This is a genomic window from Allobosea lupini (genome assembly GCF_900109525.1).
Taxonomy (GTDB): Bacteria; Pseudomonadota; Alphaproteobacteria; order Rhizobiales; family Beijerinckiaceae; genus Allobosea; species Allobosea lupini.
On the sequence record NZ_FOAN01000006.1, the window covers coordinates 260,105 to 278,978 of the forward strand.

Here is an 18,874-nt window from a genome sequence, read left to right on the forward strand (position 1 = left end):
TGCCGGGCCACGATGCCTTTACACCGGCTCGAAACTACGGGGAGATAGCGTCCTCCTTCGGATGGGCCTTGAATATGACGTTGCGACTGAGCCGTTTCAGCACCCTCACCCTCTGCATCCTCGTCGCGCTCGCGGCCATCCCGCTGGCCTTCAGCCATCCCTGGCTCTGGCTGCCCGGCCTGCTCGCCTTGGCGCTGGCGCTGATCGGCCTCTGGGACCTCTCCCAGACCGAGCACGCCATCCGGCGCAACTATCCGGTGATCGGCCATATCCGCTGGTTCGCCGAGCTGGTCCGGCCAGAGCTGCGCCAATACCTGTTCGAGGCCGACGAGGAGGCGGCGCCGTTCTCGCGGTCGCAGCGCTCGCTGGTCTATCGCCGCGCCAAGAACCTCGCCGGCGATCACCCGTTCGGCACGCTGCTCGACGTCTATCGCGAAGGCTACGAGTTCATCGGCCATTCGACCCGGCCGGCGCCGGTCTCCGATCCCGAGAGCTTTCGCATCACCATCGGCAACGACCAGTGCCGGCAGCCCTATTCGGCGTCCGTCTTCAACATCTCGGCGATGAGCTTCGGCTCGCTCTCGGCCAATGCCATCCGGGCGCTGAACACCGGCGCTCGCCTCGGCCGCTTCAGCCATGACACCGGCGAAGGCAGCATCAGCCCCTATCACCGTGAGGGCGGTGGCGACATCGTCTGGGAACTCGGCAGCGGCTATTTCGGCTGCCGCGACGACAAGGGCCGCTTCGATCCCGAGCGCTTCGCGAGGCAGGCCGTCGATCCTCAGGTCAAGATGATCGAGATCAAGCTGAGCCAGGGCGCCAAGCCCGGCCATGGCGGCATCCTGCCGGCGCCGAAGGTGACCCCCGAGATCGCGGCGACGCGCGGTGTCCCGGTCGGACAGGACTGCGTATCGCCAGCGAGCCACAGCGCCTTCTCGACCCCGCTGGAGATGATGGCCTTCATCGCGCAACTCCGCGAGCTCTCGGGCGGCAAGCCGGTCGGCTTCAAGCTCTGCCTCGGCCATCCCTGGGAGTTCATGGGGCTCGTCAAGGCGATGCTGGAGAGCGGGGTCGTGCCCGATTTCATCGTCGTCGACGGTGCCGAGGGCGGCACCGGCGCCGCCCCGGTCGAGTTCAGCGACCATATCGGCCTGCCGATGCGCGAGGGCCTGCTCTTCGTCCACAATGTGCTGGTCGGTGCCGGCCTGCGCGACAAGGTCAAGGTCGGCGTCGCCGGGCGCATCGTCAGCGCCTTCGATATCGCCAGCGTCCTCGCCATCGGCGCCGACTGGGCCAATGCGGCGCGCGGCTTCATGTTCGCGCTCGGCTGCGTCCAGTCCCTGTCCTGCAACACCAACCGCTGCCCGACCGGCGTCGCGACGCAGGATGCGGTACGCCAGCGGGCTCTCGTCGTGCCGGATAAGGCGCAGCGCGTCCACCGCTTCCACGCCAACACGCTGCACGCGCTGGCCGACATGCTGGCAGCGGCCGGCCTGACCCATCCCGAAGAGCTCGGCCCGCATCATCTGGTGCGCCGCGTCAGCGCCACCGAGATCCGCCTGTTCTCCGACCTCCACGTCTTCCTGCAGCCAGGCGAATTGCTGACCGGGCTGTGCGAGCACGCCTTCTATCGCCGCAACTGGGATCTCGCCCGCGCCGACAGCTTCGACAGGGTGTCGTGAGCACCCTCGCATCGTCGCAAGGCACGCATTCCGAACGCGTCCGCCGGTTGTAACAAGACCGTAGCGCTCCTGACAGAAAACGCACAGTATCGACGCGGGATAGGTTTGCGCCCGGTGCTGACAACAGTGGCGGAGCGAGACGGCGAAGAGGAGTGGCCGATGTCTGAGCGTTCCCGGATGGCACGCACGAAGCGGATCTCTTCGACCTTGCCTCTCTCCGTCATGGCGCTTGCGGCCGCCTTCGGGCTTGGAACGGGCGCCCTCGCCCAGCAGCCCGCACCCACCGCCGTCCCTGTCGGCACCGTCATGGCCGAGAAGCGCGCCATCACCCAGACCGCCGATTTCGTCGGGCGGATCGAGGCGGTCAACCGCGTCGACATCCGTGCCCGCGTCACCGGCTATCTCGAAGAGGTCCTGTTCAAGGACGGGGCGACCGTCGCCGAGGGGGCTCCGCTCTTCCGCATCGAGCGCGCGCCGTTCGAAGCGGCGGTCGAGCAGGCGCAAGGCGCGCTCGAGAAGGCCCAGGGCGCGCTCCAGAACGCCACGGTGCAGCGCCAGCGCGCCGAGGAGCTGCTGCGCACCAATGCCGGCTCAGTCGCCATCCGCGACCAGCGCGTCGCCGAGGAAAAAGGCGCGCAGGGGGACCTGACCGTCGCCGAAGCCAATCTGAAGTCCGCCCAGATCAATCTCGGCTACACCGAGATCAAGGCGCCGATCGCCGGTCGCATCGGCCGCACCAAGGTGACCAAGGGCAATGTCGTCGGACCCGACAGCGGCGTCCTGGCCCAGATCGTCAGCGACGACCCGATGTATGTCACCTTCCCGGTCAGCCAGCGCGAATTCCTGGCGCTGAAGACGAACCGCCTGCCGGCGGACGGCTCCGCCCCGCTCGTCAGCCTGAAGTTCTCGGACGGCTCGACCTACGACCAGAAGGGCCGGGTCGATTTCGTCGATGTCTCCGTCGAGCGCTCCACCGATACCGTGCTGGTCCGCGCCACTCTGCCTAATCCGGGGGGCAAGCTCCTTGACGGTACGCTCGTTCGCGTCGGCGTCCAGGCGCCTCAAAGCGAGGAGAAGGTGCTGGTGCCGCAATCGGCGCTGATCGCCGACCAGCAGGGCTCCTATGTCTTCGCCGTCGAGGACGGCAAGGCGGTGGTGAAGCGGGTCAAGGTCGGGGCCGAGGCCGGCTCCTATATCGCGATCGACCAGGGCCTTTCCGGCAATGAGCAGATCGTCATCCAGGGCCTGCAGAACCTCCGGCCCGGCGTGCCGGTGCTGGCCTCGCCGGTGACCCTGACGACCGGCCGGAGCTGACCTCATGCTGAGCTCCGTCTTCGTCGACCGGCCCCGGCTGGCGATCGTCATCGCGCTCGTCACCACGATCGCGGGCCTGATCTCCCTGTTCGCGATTCCCGTCGCGCAATATCCCGACATCGTGCCGCCGCAGATCTCGGTGCGGGCGTCCTATCCCGGCGCTTCGGCCGCGGTGGTCGAGCAGACCGTCGCCCAGCCGATCGAGGCCCAGATCGTCGGCACCGACAAGATGCTCTACATGAAGAGCGTCAGCGGCAATGACGGCAGCTACTCGCTGCAGGTCTCCTTCGAGCTCGGCACCAATCCCGACATCAACAACGTCAACGTCAACAACCGCGTCCAGCTCGCTCTGTCGAAGCTGCCGCAGGAGGTCCAGCGCAGCGGCGTCGTCGTCAAGAAACAGTCCTCGGCGCTGCTCGGCGTCATCGCCGTCTATGCGCCGAAGGGCAATTACGACACGCTTTTCGTCTCGAACTACGTCACCATCAACCTGCTCGACGCGATCAAGTCCACGGCCGGCGTCGGCGACGCATCGCTCTTCGGCGCACAGGACTACGCCATCCGCGCCTGGGTCCGCACCGACGCCCTGACCGGCCTCAACATCACCACCGGCGACATCATCGCCGCCATCCAGGGCCAGAACGCGCAGGCCGCGGTCGGCCGCATCGGCGCCCGCCCGATCTCCGACGACCAGCAGCTACAGCTCAACATCCAGACCAAGGGCCGCCTGACCTCGCCGGAGGAGTTCGGCAAGATCGTGCTGCGCACCAATGCCGACGGCTCGGTGCTGCGGCTCTCGGACGTGGCGCGCCTCGAGCTGGGCGCCGCTAATCTCGACCGCGACACCCGCCTGAACGGCGGTCCGGCTGTGCTGATCGGCGTCTACCAGGCGCCCGGCGCCAACGCCCTCACCGCCCTCGAATCGGTCAAGAAGACGATCGGCGATCTCGAGAAATCCTTCCCGGACGGCCTCGCCTGGAAGGTCACCTACGACCCGACCGCCTTCGTCACCGCCACGATCCACGAGGTCCAGAAGACGCTGATCGAGGCCTTCGTCCTCGTCGTGCTCGTCGTCTACATCTTCCTTGGCAATCTCAGGGCGACGCTGATCCCGACCATCGCCGTGCCGGTGAGCCTGGTCGGTGCCTTCATCGTCCTCAACGCCATCGGCTATTCCGCCAACACCGTATCGCTGCTCGCGGTGGTCCTCGCCATCGGCATCGTCGTCGACGACGCGATCGTCGTGATCGAGAACGTCGAGCGCGTGATGGAGGAGCATCCGGAGCTCTCGCCGGCCGAGGCGACCAAGCGCGCCATGGGCGAGATCGTCGCCCCGATCGTCGCGATCACGCTGGTGCTGCTCTCGGTCTTCGTGCCGGTCGCCTTCATTCCCGGCATTTCCGGCGAGCTCTTCCGCCAGTTCGCCGTCACCGTCGCGGTCGCGATGGTGCTCTCGGCGATCAACGCGCTGACCCTGTCGCCAGCACTCTGCGCCATCCTGCTGAAGCCGCATCACGGGCCGCGGCGCGGGCCGATCGGCTATATCATGCGCGGCATCGACTGGACGCGCGACCGCTACGGCGACGGCGTGGCGCGTCTCGTGCGCATTTCGGCGATCAGCCTTGCGCTGACCGCGGCCTTCGGCGCCGGCATCTACGCCATGGGCCGGGTCACGCCGACCGGCTTCCTGCCGGAAGACGACCAGGGCGCCTTCTTCGTCGTCGCGCAATTGCCCGACGGCGCCTCGATCGGCCGCACCTCGACGCTCGCCGCCGAGGTCGAGGGCATCCTCAAGACCGAGAGGGCGATCGCCGATTATTCCACGATCATCGGCCTCAACTTCGTCGACAATTACTCCCAGCCCAATGCCGGCTTCTTCGTCGTGACCCTGAAGCCGTTCGACCAGCGCACCAGCCCGGAGGATTCGGCCTCGGCCGTCATCGCCCGGCTTGCCCAAAAGTTCCGCAGCGTGCGCGACGGCAATGTCGTCCCGGTCGCGCCGCCGCCGATCATCGGTCTCGGCAGCGGCGGCGGCTTCAGCTACGTGCTGATGGACATGGGCTCCTCCGACGCCAAGGCGCTCGGCCAGGCGCTGCGCGGCCTGACGGTGGCCGCCAACCAGGACCCGCAATTGCGGCGGGTGTTCTCGACCTTCTCGGATTCGGCCCCGTCGATCTATCTCGACATCGACCGCGACAAGGTCCAGATCCTCGGCGTCGCCCTGAGCGACGTCTTCCAGGCGCTGCAGGCCTCGCTCGGCGGCTACTACGTCAACGACATGAACCTGTTCGGCCGCACCTGGCAGGTCCAGGTCCAGGCCGAGGGCACCGACCGCGCCTCGGTCAACGACATCTACCGCATCAATGTCCGCAGCAAGTCCGGCGACATGGTGCCGCTGCGCTCCTTCGTCGAGGCCAGGGTCGTGGTCGGCCCGCAGGCGCTGATCCGCTACAACAACCGCCTGGCGGTGACGCTGCAGGGCTCGCCCGCCCCGGGCGTCTCCTCCGGCCAGGCGCTGAAGGCGATGGAGGCGGTCGCGGCCAAGACCCTGTCGCCGGGCTATCGCGGCGAATGGACCGACGTCTCCTTCCAGGAGAAACGGGCCGAGGGGCAAACGGGGATCATCCTCGCCTTCGCGCTGCTCTTTGCCTATCTCTTCCTGGTCGCGCTCTACGAGAGCTGGACGATCCCCGTGCCGGTGCTGCTCTCGGTCGCGGTCGGCGTCCTCGGCGCCTTCATCGCAATCGTCCTGGCGAAGCTGACGCTCGATCTCTACGCCCAGATCGGCATCGTCGTGCTCATCGGCCTCGCCGCCAAGAACGGCATCCTGATCGTCGAGTTCGCCAAGGAGCTGCGCGAGAAGGGCCACCCGCTGCTGCACGCGGCGACCGAAGGCGCGCGCCTGCGCTTCCGCCCGGTGATGATGACCTCCTTCGCCTTCATCCTCGGCCTGCTGCCGCTGGTGATCGCGGAAGGGCCGTCGAAGCTCGCCCGGCGCGACGTCGGCACGCCCGTCTTCGGCGGCATGCTCGCGGCATCCTTCATCGGCATCTTCGTGATTCCGGCGCTCTATGTCGTCTTCCAGGGCCTGCGCGAGCGCCTGCGGCCATCGACGCGCCCGAAGGAGGAGCAGGCCTGAGGCGGATCCGCGCGCCGACGGGCGGTCACGCCGGCCCGTCGATGGCGACACACTCCTGTCCCGCTGCCGCCATCGCCTTCAGTTGCGCCAGCGCGATCGCAAGCAGCTCGGGACGGCTGCCGAAGCGGAACTGGACGAGACGCGGCAGTTGCAGCAGCCGCGCGCCTTCCTCGCTCAGCGCGAGCTCGACATGGTCGAGACGCGCCGCCAGCCGGATCACCTCGCGGCCATCGCAGGCCAGATCCTGATCGGTGCGTTCGAGGTAGAGCAGGTCTTCGACCCGCGGCGGCTGACGGCTGCCGCGCTGCCGGCCACATGCGATATGCAGGATGTCCAGCGGATCGCCCGCCGACGCGAACCCCAGAGAGAGCACGAGGAGGTCGCCGTTCTCGGTGAAGACCTCCTCGATCTCGAAGCCGTCCACTCCGTTCTCCAAATCGGCGGATCTCCCGTGCTGTCACCCGATACGTGGGAGCCTGGTGCGGGACCGATCCTGCAGCGTGAACCCGCATCATCGCAAATTCCCGCATTGCCGAAGCAGCGGGGATCGGCTATCCAGCCTGCACGGTTTGCGCCCGTAGCTCAGCTGGATAGAGCGTTGCCCTCCGAAGGCAAAGGTCACACGTTCGAATCGTGTCGGGCGCGCCATTTCTGAAGCCTTGGAAACACTCCGGTTTCAGCGTCGGAAGCCTCTCTGAGAGAGCCTCGAAATCCCTGTCTGTCACAGCTGGCACAGGGTACGCGTGTACTCGGATGTCAGACGCCTGAGGCCTTCGCTTCAACCTTCACCCTGCGCCGGGCCCTGGCACCGTGCTATGCGATAGGCATAGCGCCAGAGCTCGTCGCTGCGCATGCCCGAACGGGCTCCACGACCGCCGGAAACGAACTCAGCGCTGGATAAGAACTGCGGGCCACGTCATCTATGGTGTCAACCGGGCATCTGCTGGGGCAGGTCGATGGAACCGGAAATCACGCCTCGAAGGCGCAAAATCTCCTCTTCAAGGACGGGTGCTGAGGTCAGCTATCGGCGCATTTCGCCCGCATGAAGCCACATGCGAGATTTGGGCAAGTTGCCTTGGAGCAATTTGGCCAACTGGCTAAGGGCCGAGCGCGTGTCGCACAGCGGCGGGTTTGCACTCGAACTCATAGCGATTAGGTCGACCACCCCATCATCGCGACACGGATCATCGTCGCAAGCATGTGCCGATGATCCAGTGCGACCGGCATGTGCGGTGCTCTATCTGTATGAAGCTTTCGGGAGATCGGCGAAGCGGTCTGTCACCTGAGCGTAGGCTCTATAGATCTCATCTACGCCATCTGATCCGTCGACAGGCGGACGCTGAATCTGCCGGAAGATCTCGTGCTTGACGAAATAGCGCCATGTCACCGGAAGCTTGGCGAGAATGCCGGTCAACACATCGTAGCGCGCTTCAGTCCACACGGCTTCGAAGGCCAATCGACCCGGACCATGTCCAAACTCGGCCCGATCGGCGTCGCTGCGCAATTGTCCGCGCAGTTGCGCGGTTGCTGCCTGCTCTATCCCGCCATCGGCCGCGATGACGACACCGTAGTCGCTCTTCGCCCGATCCACCGAAACCAATCCACGTCGAACATCGGTGAGTACCTTCTCGACGGGCCGGTCCAGAGGCGAGCCATAGCCCCCGGCACCAGGCCCCTGGATCAGGATGACGTCGCCGGGGTCGCATTTGACCAGATCCTGCGATCCGAGCTCGACAGCGCCGGCAGTGCCGGGGTTCTTGACGAAGCGCGAGACGGCGCCCGAGCGGCCACCACGCAGCCCCCAGGCCGAAATGACGGAGCGGTCGCGGTTGCGGGCGGTCACCATGGACTGGGGCTGGTCGAGCTGGAGCTCCATCTCGAGGCCGGTGCCTCCGCGATATTCGCCCGGGCCACCCGAATCCGGCACGAGACCATAGCGCTTGATGCGAACCGGGATCTCGGCCTCGCTGATCTCGACCGGCGTGTTCTTCAGGAAGGAGAGATTCGCCCCGCTCCCATCCGCACCGTCGCCGAAGGCGCTGCCGCCGGCGCCACCGCCGACCGGGCCGACAGACGCCATGATCGGGCGGCCCGCGCGCGTGCTGGTCTTGATGTTCATCAGCGTGACGGAACTCGCCGGAGATGCCGGCATCCGATCCGGCAAGGCACGGCAGAAGGCGCCGAGCGTCACCGTCTGGGCCAGAGTGCAGGCCAGGGTGCGCATCCCGACCGCGACGGGCGACACGGCATTCATGATGGTCCCTTCCGGCAGGATCGCGCGCGTCGGCCGCATGAGACCTGCGTTCAGCATCATCGTCGGGTCGAGGCTGTAGAGTGCGTAGACCGTGCCCACCGTCACCAGGGCGTGGCGTTCCTTGCCTCCGGTGGGCATGTTGTGCGAGGTCGCAAGCTGCGGATCGGAGCCCGTGAAGTCCAGCGTCAGCGTGTCGCCATGCACTTTCAGGTTCACCGCGACGCGGACGGGATAGCCGCCCGCCTCGTCCTCGTCGGCATAGTCGGCGAAGAAGTACTCGCCATCTGGGATCGTGCTGATGACGGCACGCGCCTGATGCTCAGCGTAGTCGAGCAACTGATCGAGACCGGCCACGAAATTGTCCTTGCCGAACCGGTCGAGGATCTCGTGGATCTTGCGTTCGCCGACATTGGCGCAGGCGATCTGGGCATTGAGGTCGCCCCAGTTCTGCTCCGGCAGGCGGACGTTATGGGCGATGATGTCGAGCAGGTCCTTGTTGAGGACGCCGCCGCGCATCAGCCGCATCGGAGGGATGCGCAGGCCTTCCTGCTGGATCTCCGTCAGCGTGCGCGACAGGGTCGCCGGCACGGCACCGCCGACATCCGTGTTGTGAATATGGTTGCCGACGAAGCAGACGATCTCGCCGTCGCGGAAGACCGGCTTCCACATGTGGATGTCCGGCGTATGGGTCGCGACGTAGCCGGAATAGGGATCACTAGTGATGCAGATGTCGCCTTCCTCATAGTCGAACATCTTGATCACGTCGCCGTAGTCGAGGCCGGTGTACCAGGTCGCGCCGAAGGTCTTCGGGGAAGCCACGGTCAAGCCGTCGCGGGTCAGCACCTGACAGGAGAAGTCCTCGGTCTCCTTGACGAAGGTGGAGTAGGCGGTGCGCATCAGTGTCCAGCCCATGCTCTCGGCCGCGGCCGCGCAGTAATTGGCCAGAACCTGCAGCGTGGTGTTGTCGAGTTTCACGGCCGGGTCTCCGGAACGATGCGAAGGTTGGCGTATTCGTCGACGCTGACGGCCATGTTCGGCAGGACCACGGTGGTGCAGTCGTCCTGGGTCACGACGGCCGGCCCCGCAAAGCTCTGGCCGGGCTTCAGGTCGCCCCGGGCAAAGACCGCGACGCTGCGTAGCGCCCCGTCGAGCCAGACCTCGGCGTGGCGGCGGGGCTGGGCAGCTTCCGAGACCAGCGCGTGACGCTTGAATTCGGGGCGGGCGGTACGCCCGCTGATGACGAGCCGCAGCGAGATGATCTGTACCGTCGCGGTGGGATCGCTGTGGCCGTAGACACGCTCATGCTCGGCATGGAAGGCCTGCGCCATGGCAGCGACGTCGCCTGCCTTGACCGCCGATGGATCGAGCGGGGTGTCGAGCTCGAAGGACTGGCCGCGATAGCGCATCTCGGCCGAATAGATCAGCTGGCTTTCGCCGGAATAGCTTTGGTCCTCGTGCAGCCAGGCTTTCGCCCTGGTTTCCAGCCCGGCGAACTCGTCGCGGATCGTCGACCCCATGTCGGGAGCAAGGTCGCTGTAGAGCGTCTTGATGAAGTCGTTTTTGATATCTGCGATCAGCCCGCCCAGCGCGGACAGTACGCCCGGCGTCGGCGGTACCACGGTCTCGCGCATGTTGAGCTCGCGCGCCAGGAAGCAGGCCATCATCGGGCCGGCGCCGCCGAAGGCGAGGCAGGAGAAATCGCGCGGATCGATGCCGAAGCGGGAGACCAGCGCGCTGACATCGGTGTACATGCCGGAGACGGCGATGCGGATGATGGCCTCGGCGGTTTCCTCGATGGTGCGGCCGAGTTTGGTCGCGAGTTCGCCGACGACCGAGCGGGCCTTCTCCCGGTCGATGGTGACGGCCGAATAGCCGATCTCGGACAGGCCGACGAGGCCGAGCGCCGCGAAGGCGTCGGTGATCGTCGCCCGTTCGCCGCCACGGTCGTAGCAGGCCGGGCCGGGACGCGAGCCCGCGCTTTCCGGGCCGACCTTGAGGACGCCCTGGCCATCGACCCAGGCGATCGAGCCGCCGCCTTCGCCGATCGAGGAGACCGACACCGAGGGGATGTAGATCTGGAACTCGCCGATCAATTCGCCGACGCCGTATTGCGGCTGGCCGTCGACGATGACCGCGACGTCGGCCGAGGTCCCGCCGATGTCCAGGCTCATGCAATTCTTGATGCCGGACACCTCGGCGACATAGGCGGCGCCGATGACGCCCGAGGCGGTGCCGGACAGGATCATCTGCACGCATTCGCTCTTGCCCTGCTCGGCGGTCATGACGCCGCCATTGGACTTGGTGAGCCGCGGCTCCGGCCTGACGCCCGCCTTCTTCAGCGCCGACTGCAGAGAGCCGAGATAATGCGAGACGCGCGGCTGCACGTAAGCGCCGATGGTTGCGGTGATGGTGCGCTCGTATTCGCGGATGATCGGCCAGGTCTCGCTCGAGGCGAAGACCGGGATGTCGGGCGCGCTGCGCTGGACGATCGCCTTGACCGCCTCCTCATGGGCCGGGTTGCGATAGGCGTGCAGAAGCGAGACGACGATGCCCTCGCAGCCCGCGGCCTTGGCGCCTTCGACCGCGCGGCTCACGCTCGCCTCGTCCAGCGGCCGGTCCTCTGTGCCGTCGGCCAGCAGGCGCCCGCCGATGCCGAAGACGAGGTCGCGCGGGATCAGCGGATCCGGGCGCCTGGAGAGCAGATTATACATGTCGGGGATCTTGAGCCGCGCGACTTCGAGCACGTCGCGAAAGCCCTCGGTGGTGAACAGCGCAAGCTTCAGCCCCTTGCGCTGGATCACCGTGTTGATGCCGACCGTCGTGCCATGGGTGAAATAGGAGACCTCGGCAGGGGTGATGCCGTAGCGCTCGCCGATCAGCCTGAGGCCTTCCATGACCTCCGCCCCCGGTTGGTCGGGACGGGAGAAGGTCTTCAGCGTCTTCAGGCTCTGCGTATCCTCGTCGAACAGCGCAAAATCAGTGAACGAGCCGCCGATATCGACGCCCACACGGTAACCCATCAAAACCTCCGAATGGTCTCGGGCGCGAGCGCGCGCTTTCGACGTCGCGCTCGCGGATCAGAAGGGACCGCCCAAGCCGGCGGTCCCGCGGCGCTCAGCGGCCGATATCCTTGTTCCAGGTCTCGACCCATTTCGGCATCGCGGCGAGGATCTCGGCGAAGGGCGGCCAGCGCACCTCGTCGAGCTTGGGCATGCGTGCCTTCTGCTCCGGCTTGTACTGCGCCTTGGTGCTGGCGACCGGATATTGGATCGCGGCGGCCCAGCAGGATTGCGGCTCGGGCGAGAACAGGAAGTCGATGAACTCCCAGGCCGCCGGCGAGCCGTTCTTCACCTTCTGGACCACGGTCGGGCTGACGACACCGCCCGGCGCCGGATAGTAGAAGTTCAGCGACTTGAAGCCTCCGTCGCGCGCGGCCCAGGCACGGCCGTCCCAGTAGATGCCGATATCGGCTTCGCCCGACTGCATCTGCGTCAGGAACTGGTTGACGTCGTTCCAGAAGATCACATTGCCGCTGTCGCGCAGCGCCTTCATCTTGGCGATGACCGGCGAGATGTCGCCGACCTTGCCCCCAAGCGCGTCGTTGAAGTTCCAGATCACGGCGGTCGGCGTGGTGCTGGCGACGTTGATGCCGGGCAGGGCCGCCTGCCATTCGCCCTTGAGCGTGCGCTCGATGAATTCGGCCCAGGTCTTGGGAGGGTTCTTGATCTTGGCCTCGTTATAGGCCAGCCCGGCCGCACCGTAATGCAGCACCACGGCATCGCCACCGACGACCTGCCTGAGCGGCTCCGGTACATCGGCGAGGTTGGGAACCTTGGCCGGGTCGATCTTCTCGACGAGGCCGCGCGCCTTGGCGTCCTCGGCGCCGTCGATCAGTGTCAGGAACACGTCGATCGGCGGCTTGGCCGGATTGGCTGCAACCTGGTTGACCCATTGCGCCGGCGTGCCGAGCACGACATCGACGGTCTTGCCGGTCTTCTTCTGGAAGGGCTCGACATAGCAGGTCCGCAACGACTTCTCCCAGACACCGCCGAAGGCGGTGACGGTCAGGTCGGCGGCGTGGGCGGGCAGGGCAACCGTGAAAGCCAGCCCCGCAAGCGCGAGCAAAGACCGACAAGGCTTCAGCGTCTTCATGATGGTTCTCCCCTTTTTTGGATGTTGCGCGGCGAACCGCTCGGTCACGACGGCGAACTCATGAATTTCAGGCCGACCGTGCGCTCGATCAGCAGCAGAGCGACCAGCGCGATGACCATCTGCACGGTGCCGATGGCGGCGATGGCGGGGTCGAACTGGTTCTGCAGGTAGCTCAGCATCACCACGGGCAAGGTGTTGGTCTGGGCGCTGCCGAAGAAGAGCGAGAGCGACAGGTTGTCGAGCGAGATCAGCACCGCGAACAGCATGCCGCTGAAGATGCCGGAGCCGATCAGCGGAAGCGTCACATAGGTGAAGATCTGCCGGCGCGAGGCGCCGAGGATCGCGGCTGCCTCTTCGTAGTTGCGGCCGATTCCGCGATAGACGGCAACCACCGTACGCACGACATAAGGGATCGAGACGACGGTGTGGGCGATCAGCAGCGAGGTGAAGGAGATGCCGAGCCCGATCGCCGACAGCTTGTAGAGCAGCGCGATGCCCAGCAGGATCATCGGGATCGAGAGCGGCGCCAGCAGAAAGGTCGAGACCAGATCGGCGAGACCCGAACGGCTGCGGGCGAGCGCAAGCGCCGCCGGCACGCCGAATAGTGCGGCGAGGACGGCCGATGCGCCCGCCAGCTTCAGGCTGAACCAGAGCGAGTCGAGCAGAGGCCGATATTCCAGCAGGCGATGATACCAGCGCAGCGAGTAGCTGGTGACCGGGAAGGCGATGATCTCGGAATCGCCAAAGGAGACCAGGACAACGAAGACGATCGGCGCCAGCAGGAAGGCGAAGAAGATCAGGACGAAGGCCAGCAGTAGCAGCGTCGGCAGCCGCCTTTCCAGTCTGCGCCAGGATGCGGTGGCGGTCATGAGGCACCTCCATCCCGCCGGATCAGGCGCAGCTGGAGGAAGAGCGAGATCACGGCCAGCACCAGCAGGACATTGCCCATGGCGGCGGCGAAGCCGAGATTCTGGACCAGGAGGAACTGCTGGTAGATCAGCAGCGGCAAGGTGACGACGCTGCCTCCGCCAAGCAGAAGCATCGTCAGGAAGCTGCCATTGGCCAGCATGAAGACGACGATGGCGCCGGTCGCGATGCCGTCGAGGCTCAGCGGCAATGTGATCTCGCGGAAGGTGCGCCAGCGGCTGGCGCCGAGCAGTTCGGCAGCTTCCTCCAGACGCGTATCGATGCCTTTCAGCACCGCCGCGATCGAGATCACCATGAACGGCACCAGCACATGGACAAGGCCGATGATGACGGCGGACGGGTCCTGCAGCAGCCGCAGCGGGCGCTCGATCAGGCCCAGCGAGATCAGGGTACTATTCAGCACGCCGTTGCGGGCCAGGATCACGTTCCAGCCGAAGGTGCGCATGATGATGGAGGTCAGCAGCGGCGCGACCAGCAGGAAGATCATCAGGCCGTTCCAGCGCCCGGCGTGACGGACCATGAAGAAGGCGACGGGATAGCCGATCAGGATGCAGATGACGGTGGCGAGCAGGCTGACCCAGATCGTTCGGCCCAGCACGCCGAGATAGTAGCCGTCGGTGAACAGGCGCGCGTAATAGTCGAGCGAGAAGACCAGCTTGCCGGCCGCATCGGGCACATAAAGACTTTGGAGGCCGTTCTCGGCCAGCGGCAGCAGGAAAAACAGCAGAAGAAAGATCACGGCCGGCAGGACGGGCCAGAGGCCGGCGCCGAGAGCCCGGCGGCTACGTCGTCCTGATGTCGCCGCCGCGGCGGTCACGCGGCGTCCTCCCGCAGCGGTTCATCCTCGAGCAGGCGGGCCGTGCCCGGCAGCCAGGATAGGCCGACTTCGGCCCCGACTGGCAATGCCGTCTCGCCGACCGGCCCGGTGATCTGCCGATAGGCCATCAGCGGCCGATCAAGCCCGGGGCGCTGCAATTGGAAGACATGCGTCGCGCCGCGAAAGACATGGCCCGAGACGGTCGCGCGCGGCTCGCTGGGGCCGGCTTCGCCTGCCGGCACGATGCGCAAGTGCTCCGGCCGGATCGCCACGAGGACCGTGCTGCCGACCGGGCGGACAGGGACATCCGCAACGAAGAACCCGGAGCTCCCCTCGTCGCCGGGCAGCCGAAGCCGCAGGCCGCCCTCTTCTGCTCCCGCCACCGTACAGGCGATGATGTTGGAGGTGCCGAGAAATTCTGACACGAAGCGGGTGCGTGGATGCTCGTAGACCTCGGCCGGCGAGCCGGTCTGGAGGATCCTGCCCCGATCCATCACCACGATCATGTCGCTCATGGTCAGCGCCTCCTCCTGATCATGCGTGACCAGAAGCGTGGTGATGCCGATCTCGCGCTGGAGCTGGCGGATCTCGAACTGCATCTGCTCGCGCAGGTTCTTGTCGAGCGCACCGAGCGGCTCGTCGAGCAGCAGCATGGAGGGCTCGGTCACCAGTGAGCGGGCCAGAGCGACGCGCTGCTGCTGGCCGCCCGACAGCTGATGCGGATAGCGATCGGCATGCTGGGGCAGATGCACGATGTCGAGCATGCGGCGTGTCCGTGCTTCGGTCTCGGCTCGGTTCACCCGCGCCATCCGCAACCCGAAGGCGACGTTCTGCGCGACCGTCATATGCGGGAACAGGCTGTAGTTCTGGAAGACCATGCCGAGCTTGCGCCGCTGCGGCGGGTCATAGGTTCGGTCCTCGCCGCGGATCAGGACCTGGCCGGCATCAGGGAGCTCGAAACCTGCGACGATGCGCAGGGTCGTCGTCTTGCCGCAGCCGGAGGGGCCGAGCAGCGAACAGAGCGTTCCCGCCGGCACATCGAAGGAGGTCGGCTGGAGCGCGGCGACGCTACCGAACGACTTGCACACATCGCGCAGCCGCAGCCCCGGCTCGCCGGCTGTGACGGATGACTGCGCCTTTGCCGTCGCTTGCGTCATGGTCCCTCTCTGATCGAGAGGCTAACCCAAGTTTTCTCGCTGGCAACAATAAAATTCCGAAAAGACAAATTTTTTCGGAAACGATATAAAATGCCATGTGCGAATACCCCCCGGTTCGGCGGTCAGAGATCGACCAATACCCACAGCACGACGGCGTTGGATTCACCTTTGGAGGTCCAGGTGTGCTCCGTCGTGGCGTCGTAATAGACCGAGTCGCCCTTGTTCAGTTCGAGTGGCTCATAGAGCCGGCTGTGAACGACCAGCGTGCCTTCCAGCACCATCACGAAGATTTCCGCTTCGGATTTGGCCCAGGCCGCATATTCATCGGGTGAGCGCGCCGTGACCGTGGTCAGGATGGGCGTTGCGCGCTTGTTCTTGAGGTCGGCACAGAGCAGCACGTTGTTGCACGTGCCCGTCGCATGCTTGCTTCCGCTCCCGGCGCGGCTGATGCTCCGCCGCCCCGGAAAACCGGGCGCAGCCCCGTTTTCCTCACTGGATAGCAAGGTCGCCAGCTCGACTTCGAGCCCCTGCGCAATCCGCTGCATCGTGGAGATGGTCGGAGACAGTTCGTTTCTCTCGATCTTCGAAAAAGCCGAAGCTGAGACGCCTGTGAGCGCGCTGACGTCTTGCAGCGTCAGACGGCGGCCCTTGCGCAGCTTCAGCAGGCGGGCGCCGATGTCGACGCCCTGCTCCTCGGCGGCACGGCTCGCCTCCGGCGGTTCGCTGGCGTCCGTCTGCTCCGCCCATGAAAGTTCCGGCATGCCGCTTCTCCGCCGCGTCGTCCAAGTCTCTGTCATAAGCGCCCAGCAAGGGCATGAAAAGAGATTGATGGCGATCTCTGGTTCTGAAATGTCGGATACGACATTTATGTAGTTTTATGTTGACTTCATCTCCTATGTGAAAGAGGCTCCAGTCCCAACGATGCGCCCACAGGGAACCGCGCGTGCTCGGCGAGGGGCCGAGCGTGGCGGTCGAGCGCGGCAGGGATGGTTCACATGACGCTTACTCACGACCAGTTGAGCGGCCTCTACACCGCGATCGTCACCCCGTTGACCGGCGACGGCGCCGTCGACGTAAAGGCGCTGCACCGGCTCGTCCGCTTCCAGCTCGATGCCGGGGCATCGGGCATCGTGCCGATCGGCGGCACCGGCGAATATCCCGCCCTTTCACGCGACGAGCGTCGCAAGATCGTCGCGGCCTGCGTCGAGGCGGCCGATGGCAAGCCGGTCATTCCCGGCGTGCTCTCGACCGGTTTCGAGGATGCTCTGGAGGCTGGACGCGACTTCGCCGCCGCTGGCGCCGCCGCGGTCATGACGGTCACGCCCTATTATGCGCCAGGAACGCAGGACGGGATGCGCGCTTATTTCCGGCACTATCGCGATGCGCTCGACCTTCCGGTGATGCTCTATCAGATCCCGCGCCGGACAACGGTTGCGGCCTTCGCGGATACCGTCCAGGCGATGGCCGAGGACGGCTCGATCATCGGCATGAAGTATTCCTCCTATGACATGCCGGACTTCATCCGGACGGTGAAATACGCCGGCGACAAGATCGCGATCCTGTCCGGCGAGGAGCCCCTCTTCGCAACCCATGTCGCGCTCGGCGCGCGCGGCGGCGTGCTGGCCTCTGCCACGATCTATCCGAAGATCTGGATCGAGATCTTCGAGCTGGCCAGCCAGGGCAAGCTCAAGGAGGCACTCAAACTGCAGGACAAGGTCGACCCGGTCGTCGACTCCATTTATGTCGAGACCAATCCTGGCCCCCTGAAGGAATACATGGCCTTGGCGGGCATGCCGGTCGGCGGGGTGCGACTGCCTTTGACCGGCCCCAGCGACCAGACCATGGCCAAGCTCAAGGTCGCGGCGGCGCAGGCCAAAGCCATCAGCCTCGCCTGAGGAGGCGATCGTGCTCGACGCACTTCGCGGCATCGTCGGCGACAAGGGCCTGATCACCGATCCGGCCGAGATGGAACCGTATTTTGTCGATTGGCGTCAGCGCAGGCGAGGGTCTGCGCTGGCCGTGGTCCAGCCGGCTTCGACGGCGGAGGTTTCCGCCGTCGTCGCGCTCTGCGCAGCGCAAGGGCAGCCGATCTTTCCGGTCGGTGGCAATACCGGCCTCTGCTTCGGTGCGGTGCCGGAGAGCAACCGCGCCGGCAAGCCCGGCATCATGCTCTCGCTGAGGCGCATGAACCGCATCCGTGGCCTCGACCGCGCCTCCGGCATTGCGACCGTCGACGCCGGCGTCGTGCTGGGCGATCTCCACAATGCTGCGGCACAGGCAGGCCGACAGTTCCCGCTGCATCTCGGCAGCGAGGGCAGCGCCCAGATCGGTGGCTTGATCTCGACCAATGCCGGCGGCACCGGTGTCGTCCGCTACGGTCCGATGCGGGATCTCGTCGCAGGCCTCGAAGTGGTTCTGGCCGATGGTCGCGTGCTCAATGATCTTGCGGCGCTGCGCAAGGACAATACCGGCTATATGCTGCGCCATCTCTTCATCGGCGCGGAAGGCACGCTGGGCATCATCACCGGTGCGGCGCTGAAGCTTCACCCGCAGACGCCGAACACCGCCCATGCCTGGGTCGCTGCCGCCGATCCGGCCAATGCGGTAGGGTTGCTGGCAGCGCTGCAGGATCGGGCAGGCTCCTATATCCAGGCCTTCGAGCTGGTTTCGGCTTCGCAGTTCGAGTTGGTCCGCAAGCATGCAGAGCGCGCCCGCTTCCCCTTCACCGAGATTCCCGCCTGGTCGGTCCTGATCGAACTCGGCAGCGAGGATGCGACGACGGCCCTGCGCGATATCCTCGAAGAGGTGCTGGGCGCGGCCCTGGAGCAGGGCGAGGTGCTGGACGCGGTGATCGCAACCTCGGAGCAGCAGGCCGCCGACTTCTGGCATATTCGCCACTCGGTCTCCGAGGCGAACAAGAAGGAAGGCGCCAGCATCACGCATGACGTCGCAGTTCGCACGTCCGATGTAGCGCCCTTCATCAAGGCTGCGGACGAAGTGGCGGCGAAGCTGTTTCCGGAGGCGTATAGCGAGGTGGTCTGCCATCTCGGCGACGGCAACGTGCACTACATCCTGATGTTCAGCCACGCCTTCTGGGCGGCGTTGCCTGACCCGGAGGCCTTTGCGCTTGAGGTCGAGCGGGCGATCCACGATGTCGCGGCTCGCTTCGGCGGAACCTTCAGCGCCGAGCATGGCGTCGGCCGCAAGCTCACCGAAGAGCTGGAGCGTCTTGCCGATCCGCTTCGCTACGAGCTGATGATCAAGGTCAAGGCACTGTTCGATCCGCAGAACCTGATGAATCCGGGTGTGCTGCTGGCACCAGAGCACAACTGAAAGAACGACGGAAAAATCCGCTGCCGCCTTCGGTGAGGGGTGGAAGGTCTCGGATGCCCGCAGGGGAAGCGGGAGCCTGGCTCACCAACCATGACGGGG

The 18,874-nt window shown here is 65.8% G+C and carries 13 protein-coding genes and 1 tRNA gene; 6 read left to right on the top strand and 8 right to left on the bottom strand.

Going from position 1 to position 18,874, the window contains the following annotated elements; translation table 11 throughout:
• Positions 1-74: 74 nt before the first annotated feature.
• From BMZ21_RS19115 to BMZ21_RS19125, 3 genes are all read left to right on the top strand, one after another.
• Positions 75-1,682, top strand: coding sequence for an FMN-binding glutamate synthase family protein (locus BMZ21_RS19115; protein ID WP_208862324.1), 1,608 nt, complete (start codon positions 75-77; stop codon positions 1,680-1,682).
• A gap of 159 nt (positions 1,683-1,841) precedes the next feature.
• The gene (locus BMZ21_RS19120; protein ID WP_244543911.1) at positions 1,842-2,996 is read left to right on the top strand and encodes an efflux RND transporter periplasmic adaptor subunit; all 1,155 of its coding nucleotides are present in this window, start codon (positions 1,842-1,844) and stop codon (positions 2,994-2,996) included.
• 4 nt (positions 2,997-3,000) lie between these two features.
• Positions 3,001-6,135: an efflux RND transporter permease subunit gene (locus BMZ21_RS19125; protein ID WP_091837730.1), complete on the top strand. Its 3,135-nt coding sequence runs from the start codon at positions 3,001-3,003 to the stop codon at positions 6,133-6,135.
• Positions 6,136-6,160: 25 nt separating this feature from the next.
• Here the strand turns inward: BMZ21_RS19125 and BMZ21_RS19130 are convergent, their stop codons facing one another.
• A complete protein-coding gene (locus BMZ21_RS19130; RefSeq protein WP_091837732.1) occupies positions 6,161-6,559 on the bottom strand; it encodes a hypothetical protein in 399 nt (132 codons plus the stop codon).
• A 147-nt stretch (positions 6,560-6,706) separates the two neighbouring features.
• Between BMZ21_RS19130 and BMZ21_RS19135 the strand changes: the two genes are divergently transcribed.
• Positions 6,707-6,783, top strand: a tRNA-Arg gene (locus tag BMZ21_RS19135).
• Positions 6,784-7,372: 589 nt separating this feature from the next.
• On the opposite strand, the gene BMZ21_RS19140 is transcribed toward BMZ21_RS19135, so the two are convergent.
• From BMZ21_RS19140 to BMZ21_RS19170, 7 genes are all read right to left on the bottom strand, one after another.
• Positions 7,373-9,364: a hydantoinase B/oxoprolinase family protein gene (locus tag BMZ21_RS19140; RefSeq protein ID WP_091837734.1), complete on the bottom strand. Its 1,992-nt coding sequence runs from the start codon at positions 9,362-9,364 to the stop codon at positions 7,373-7,375.
• Complete coding sequence (locus BMZ21_RS19145; RefSeq protein WP_091837737.1) at positions 9,361-11,409, bottom strand: hydantoinase/oxoprolinase family protein; 2,049 nt, start codon at positions 11,407-11,409, stop codon at positions 9,361-9,363. Before BMZ21_RS19145 ends, BMZ21_RS19140 begins: the two co-directional genes overlap by 4 nt.
• Before the next feature lie 94 nt (positions 11,410-11,503).
• The gene (locus tag BMZ21_RS19150; protein ID WP_091837739.1) at positions 11,504-12,541 is read right to left on the bottom strand and encodes an extracellular solute-binding protein; all 1,038 of its coding nucleotides are present in this window, start codon (positions 12,539-12,541) and stop codon (positions 11,504-11,506) included.
• Between the two features lie 44 nt (positions 12,542-12,585).
• Positions 12,586-13,410: an ABC transporter permease gene (locus tag BMZ21_RS19155; protein WP_244543912.1), complete on the bottom strand. Its 825-nt coding sequence runs from the start codon at positions 13,408-13,410 to the stop codon at positions 12,586-12,588.
• Positions 13,407-14,285 (bottom strand): ABC transporter permease, encoded by an 879-nt coding sequence (locus BMZ21_RS19160; RefSeq protein ID WP_091837741.1) that lies wholly within the window; start codon positions 14,283-14,285, stop codon positions 13,407-13,409. Before BMZ21_RS19160 ends, BMZ21_RS19155 begins: the two co-directional genes overlap by 4 nt.
• Positions 14,282-15,442: an ABC transporter ATP-binding protein gene (locus tag BMZ21_RS19165; RefSeq protein ID WP_091837744.1), complete on the bottom strand. Its 1,161-nt coding sequence runs from the start codon at positions 15,440-15,442 to the stop codon at positions 14,282-14,284. The genes BMZ21_RS19160 and BMZ21_RS19165 overlap by 4 nt, the downstream gene beginning before the upstream one ends.
• Positions 15,443-15,564: 122 nt before the next feature.
• Positions 15,565-16,203 (bottom strand): helix-turn-helix domain-containing protein, encoded by a 639-nt coding sequence (locus tag BMZ21_RS19170; RefSeq protein WP_091837746.1) that lies wholly within the window; start codon positions 16,201-16,203, stop codon positions 15,565-15,567.
• A 234-nt stretch (positions 16,204-16,437) separates the two neighbouring features.
• Here BMZ21_RS19170 and dapA point away from each other — a divergent pair, with 234 nt between their 5' ends.
• Together dapA and BMZ21_RS19180 are read left to right on the top strand one after the other, a co-directional pair.
• Positions 16,438-17,337, top strand: coding sequence for a 4-hydroxy-tetrahydrodipicolinate synthase (dapA, locus tag BMZ21_RS19175; RefSeq protein ID WP_091837749.1), 900 nt, complete (start codon positions 16,438-16,440; stop codon positions 17,335-17,337).
• A 10-nt stretch (positions 17,338-17,347) separates the two neighbouring features.
• The gene (locus BMZ21_RS19180) at positions 17,348-18,775 is read left to right on the top strand and encodes an FAD-binding oxidoreductase (protein ID WP_091837752.1); all 1,428 of its coding nucleotides are present in this window, start codon (positions 17,348-17,350) and stop codon (positions 18,773-18,775) included.
• The last annotated feature ends 99 nt before the right edge of the window (positions 18,776-18,874 follow it).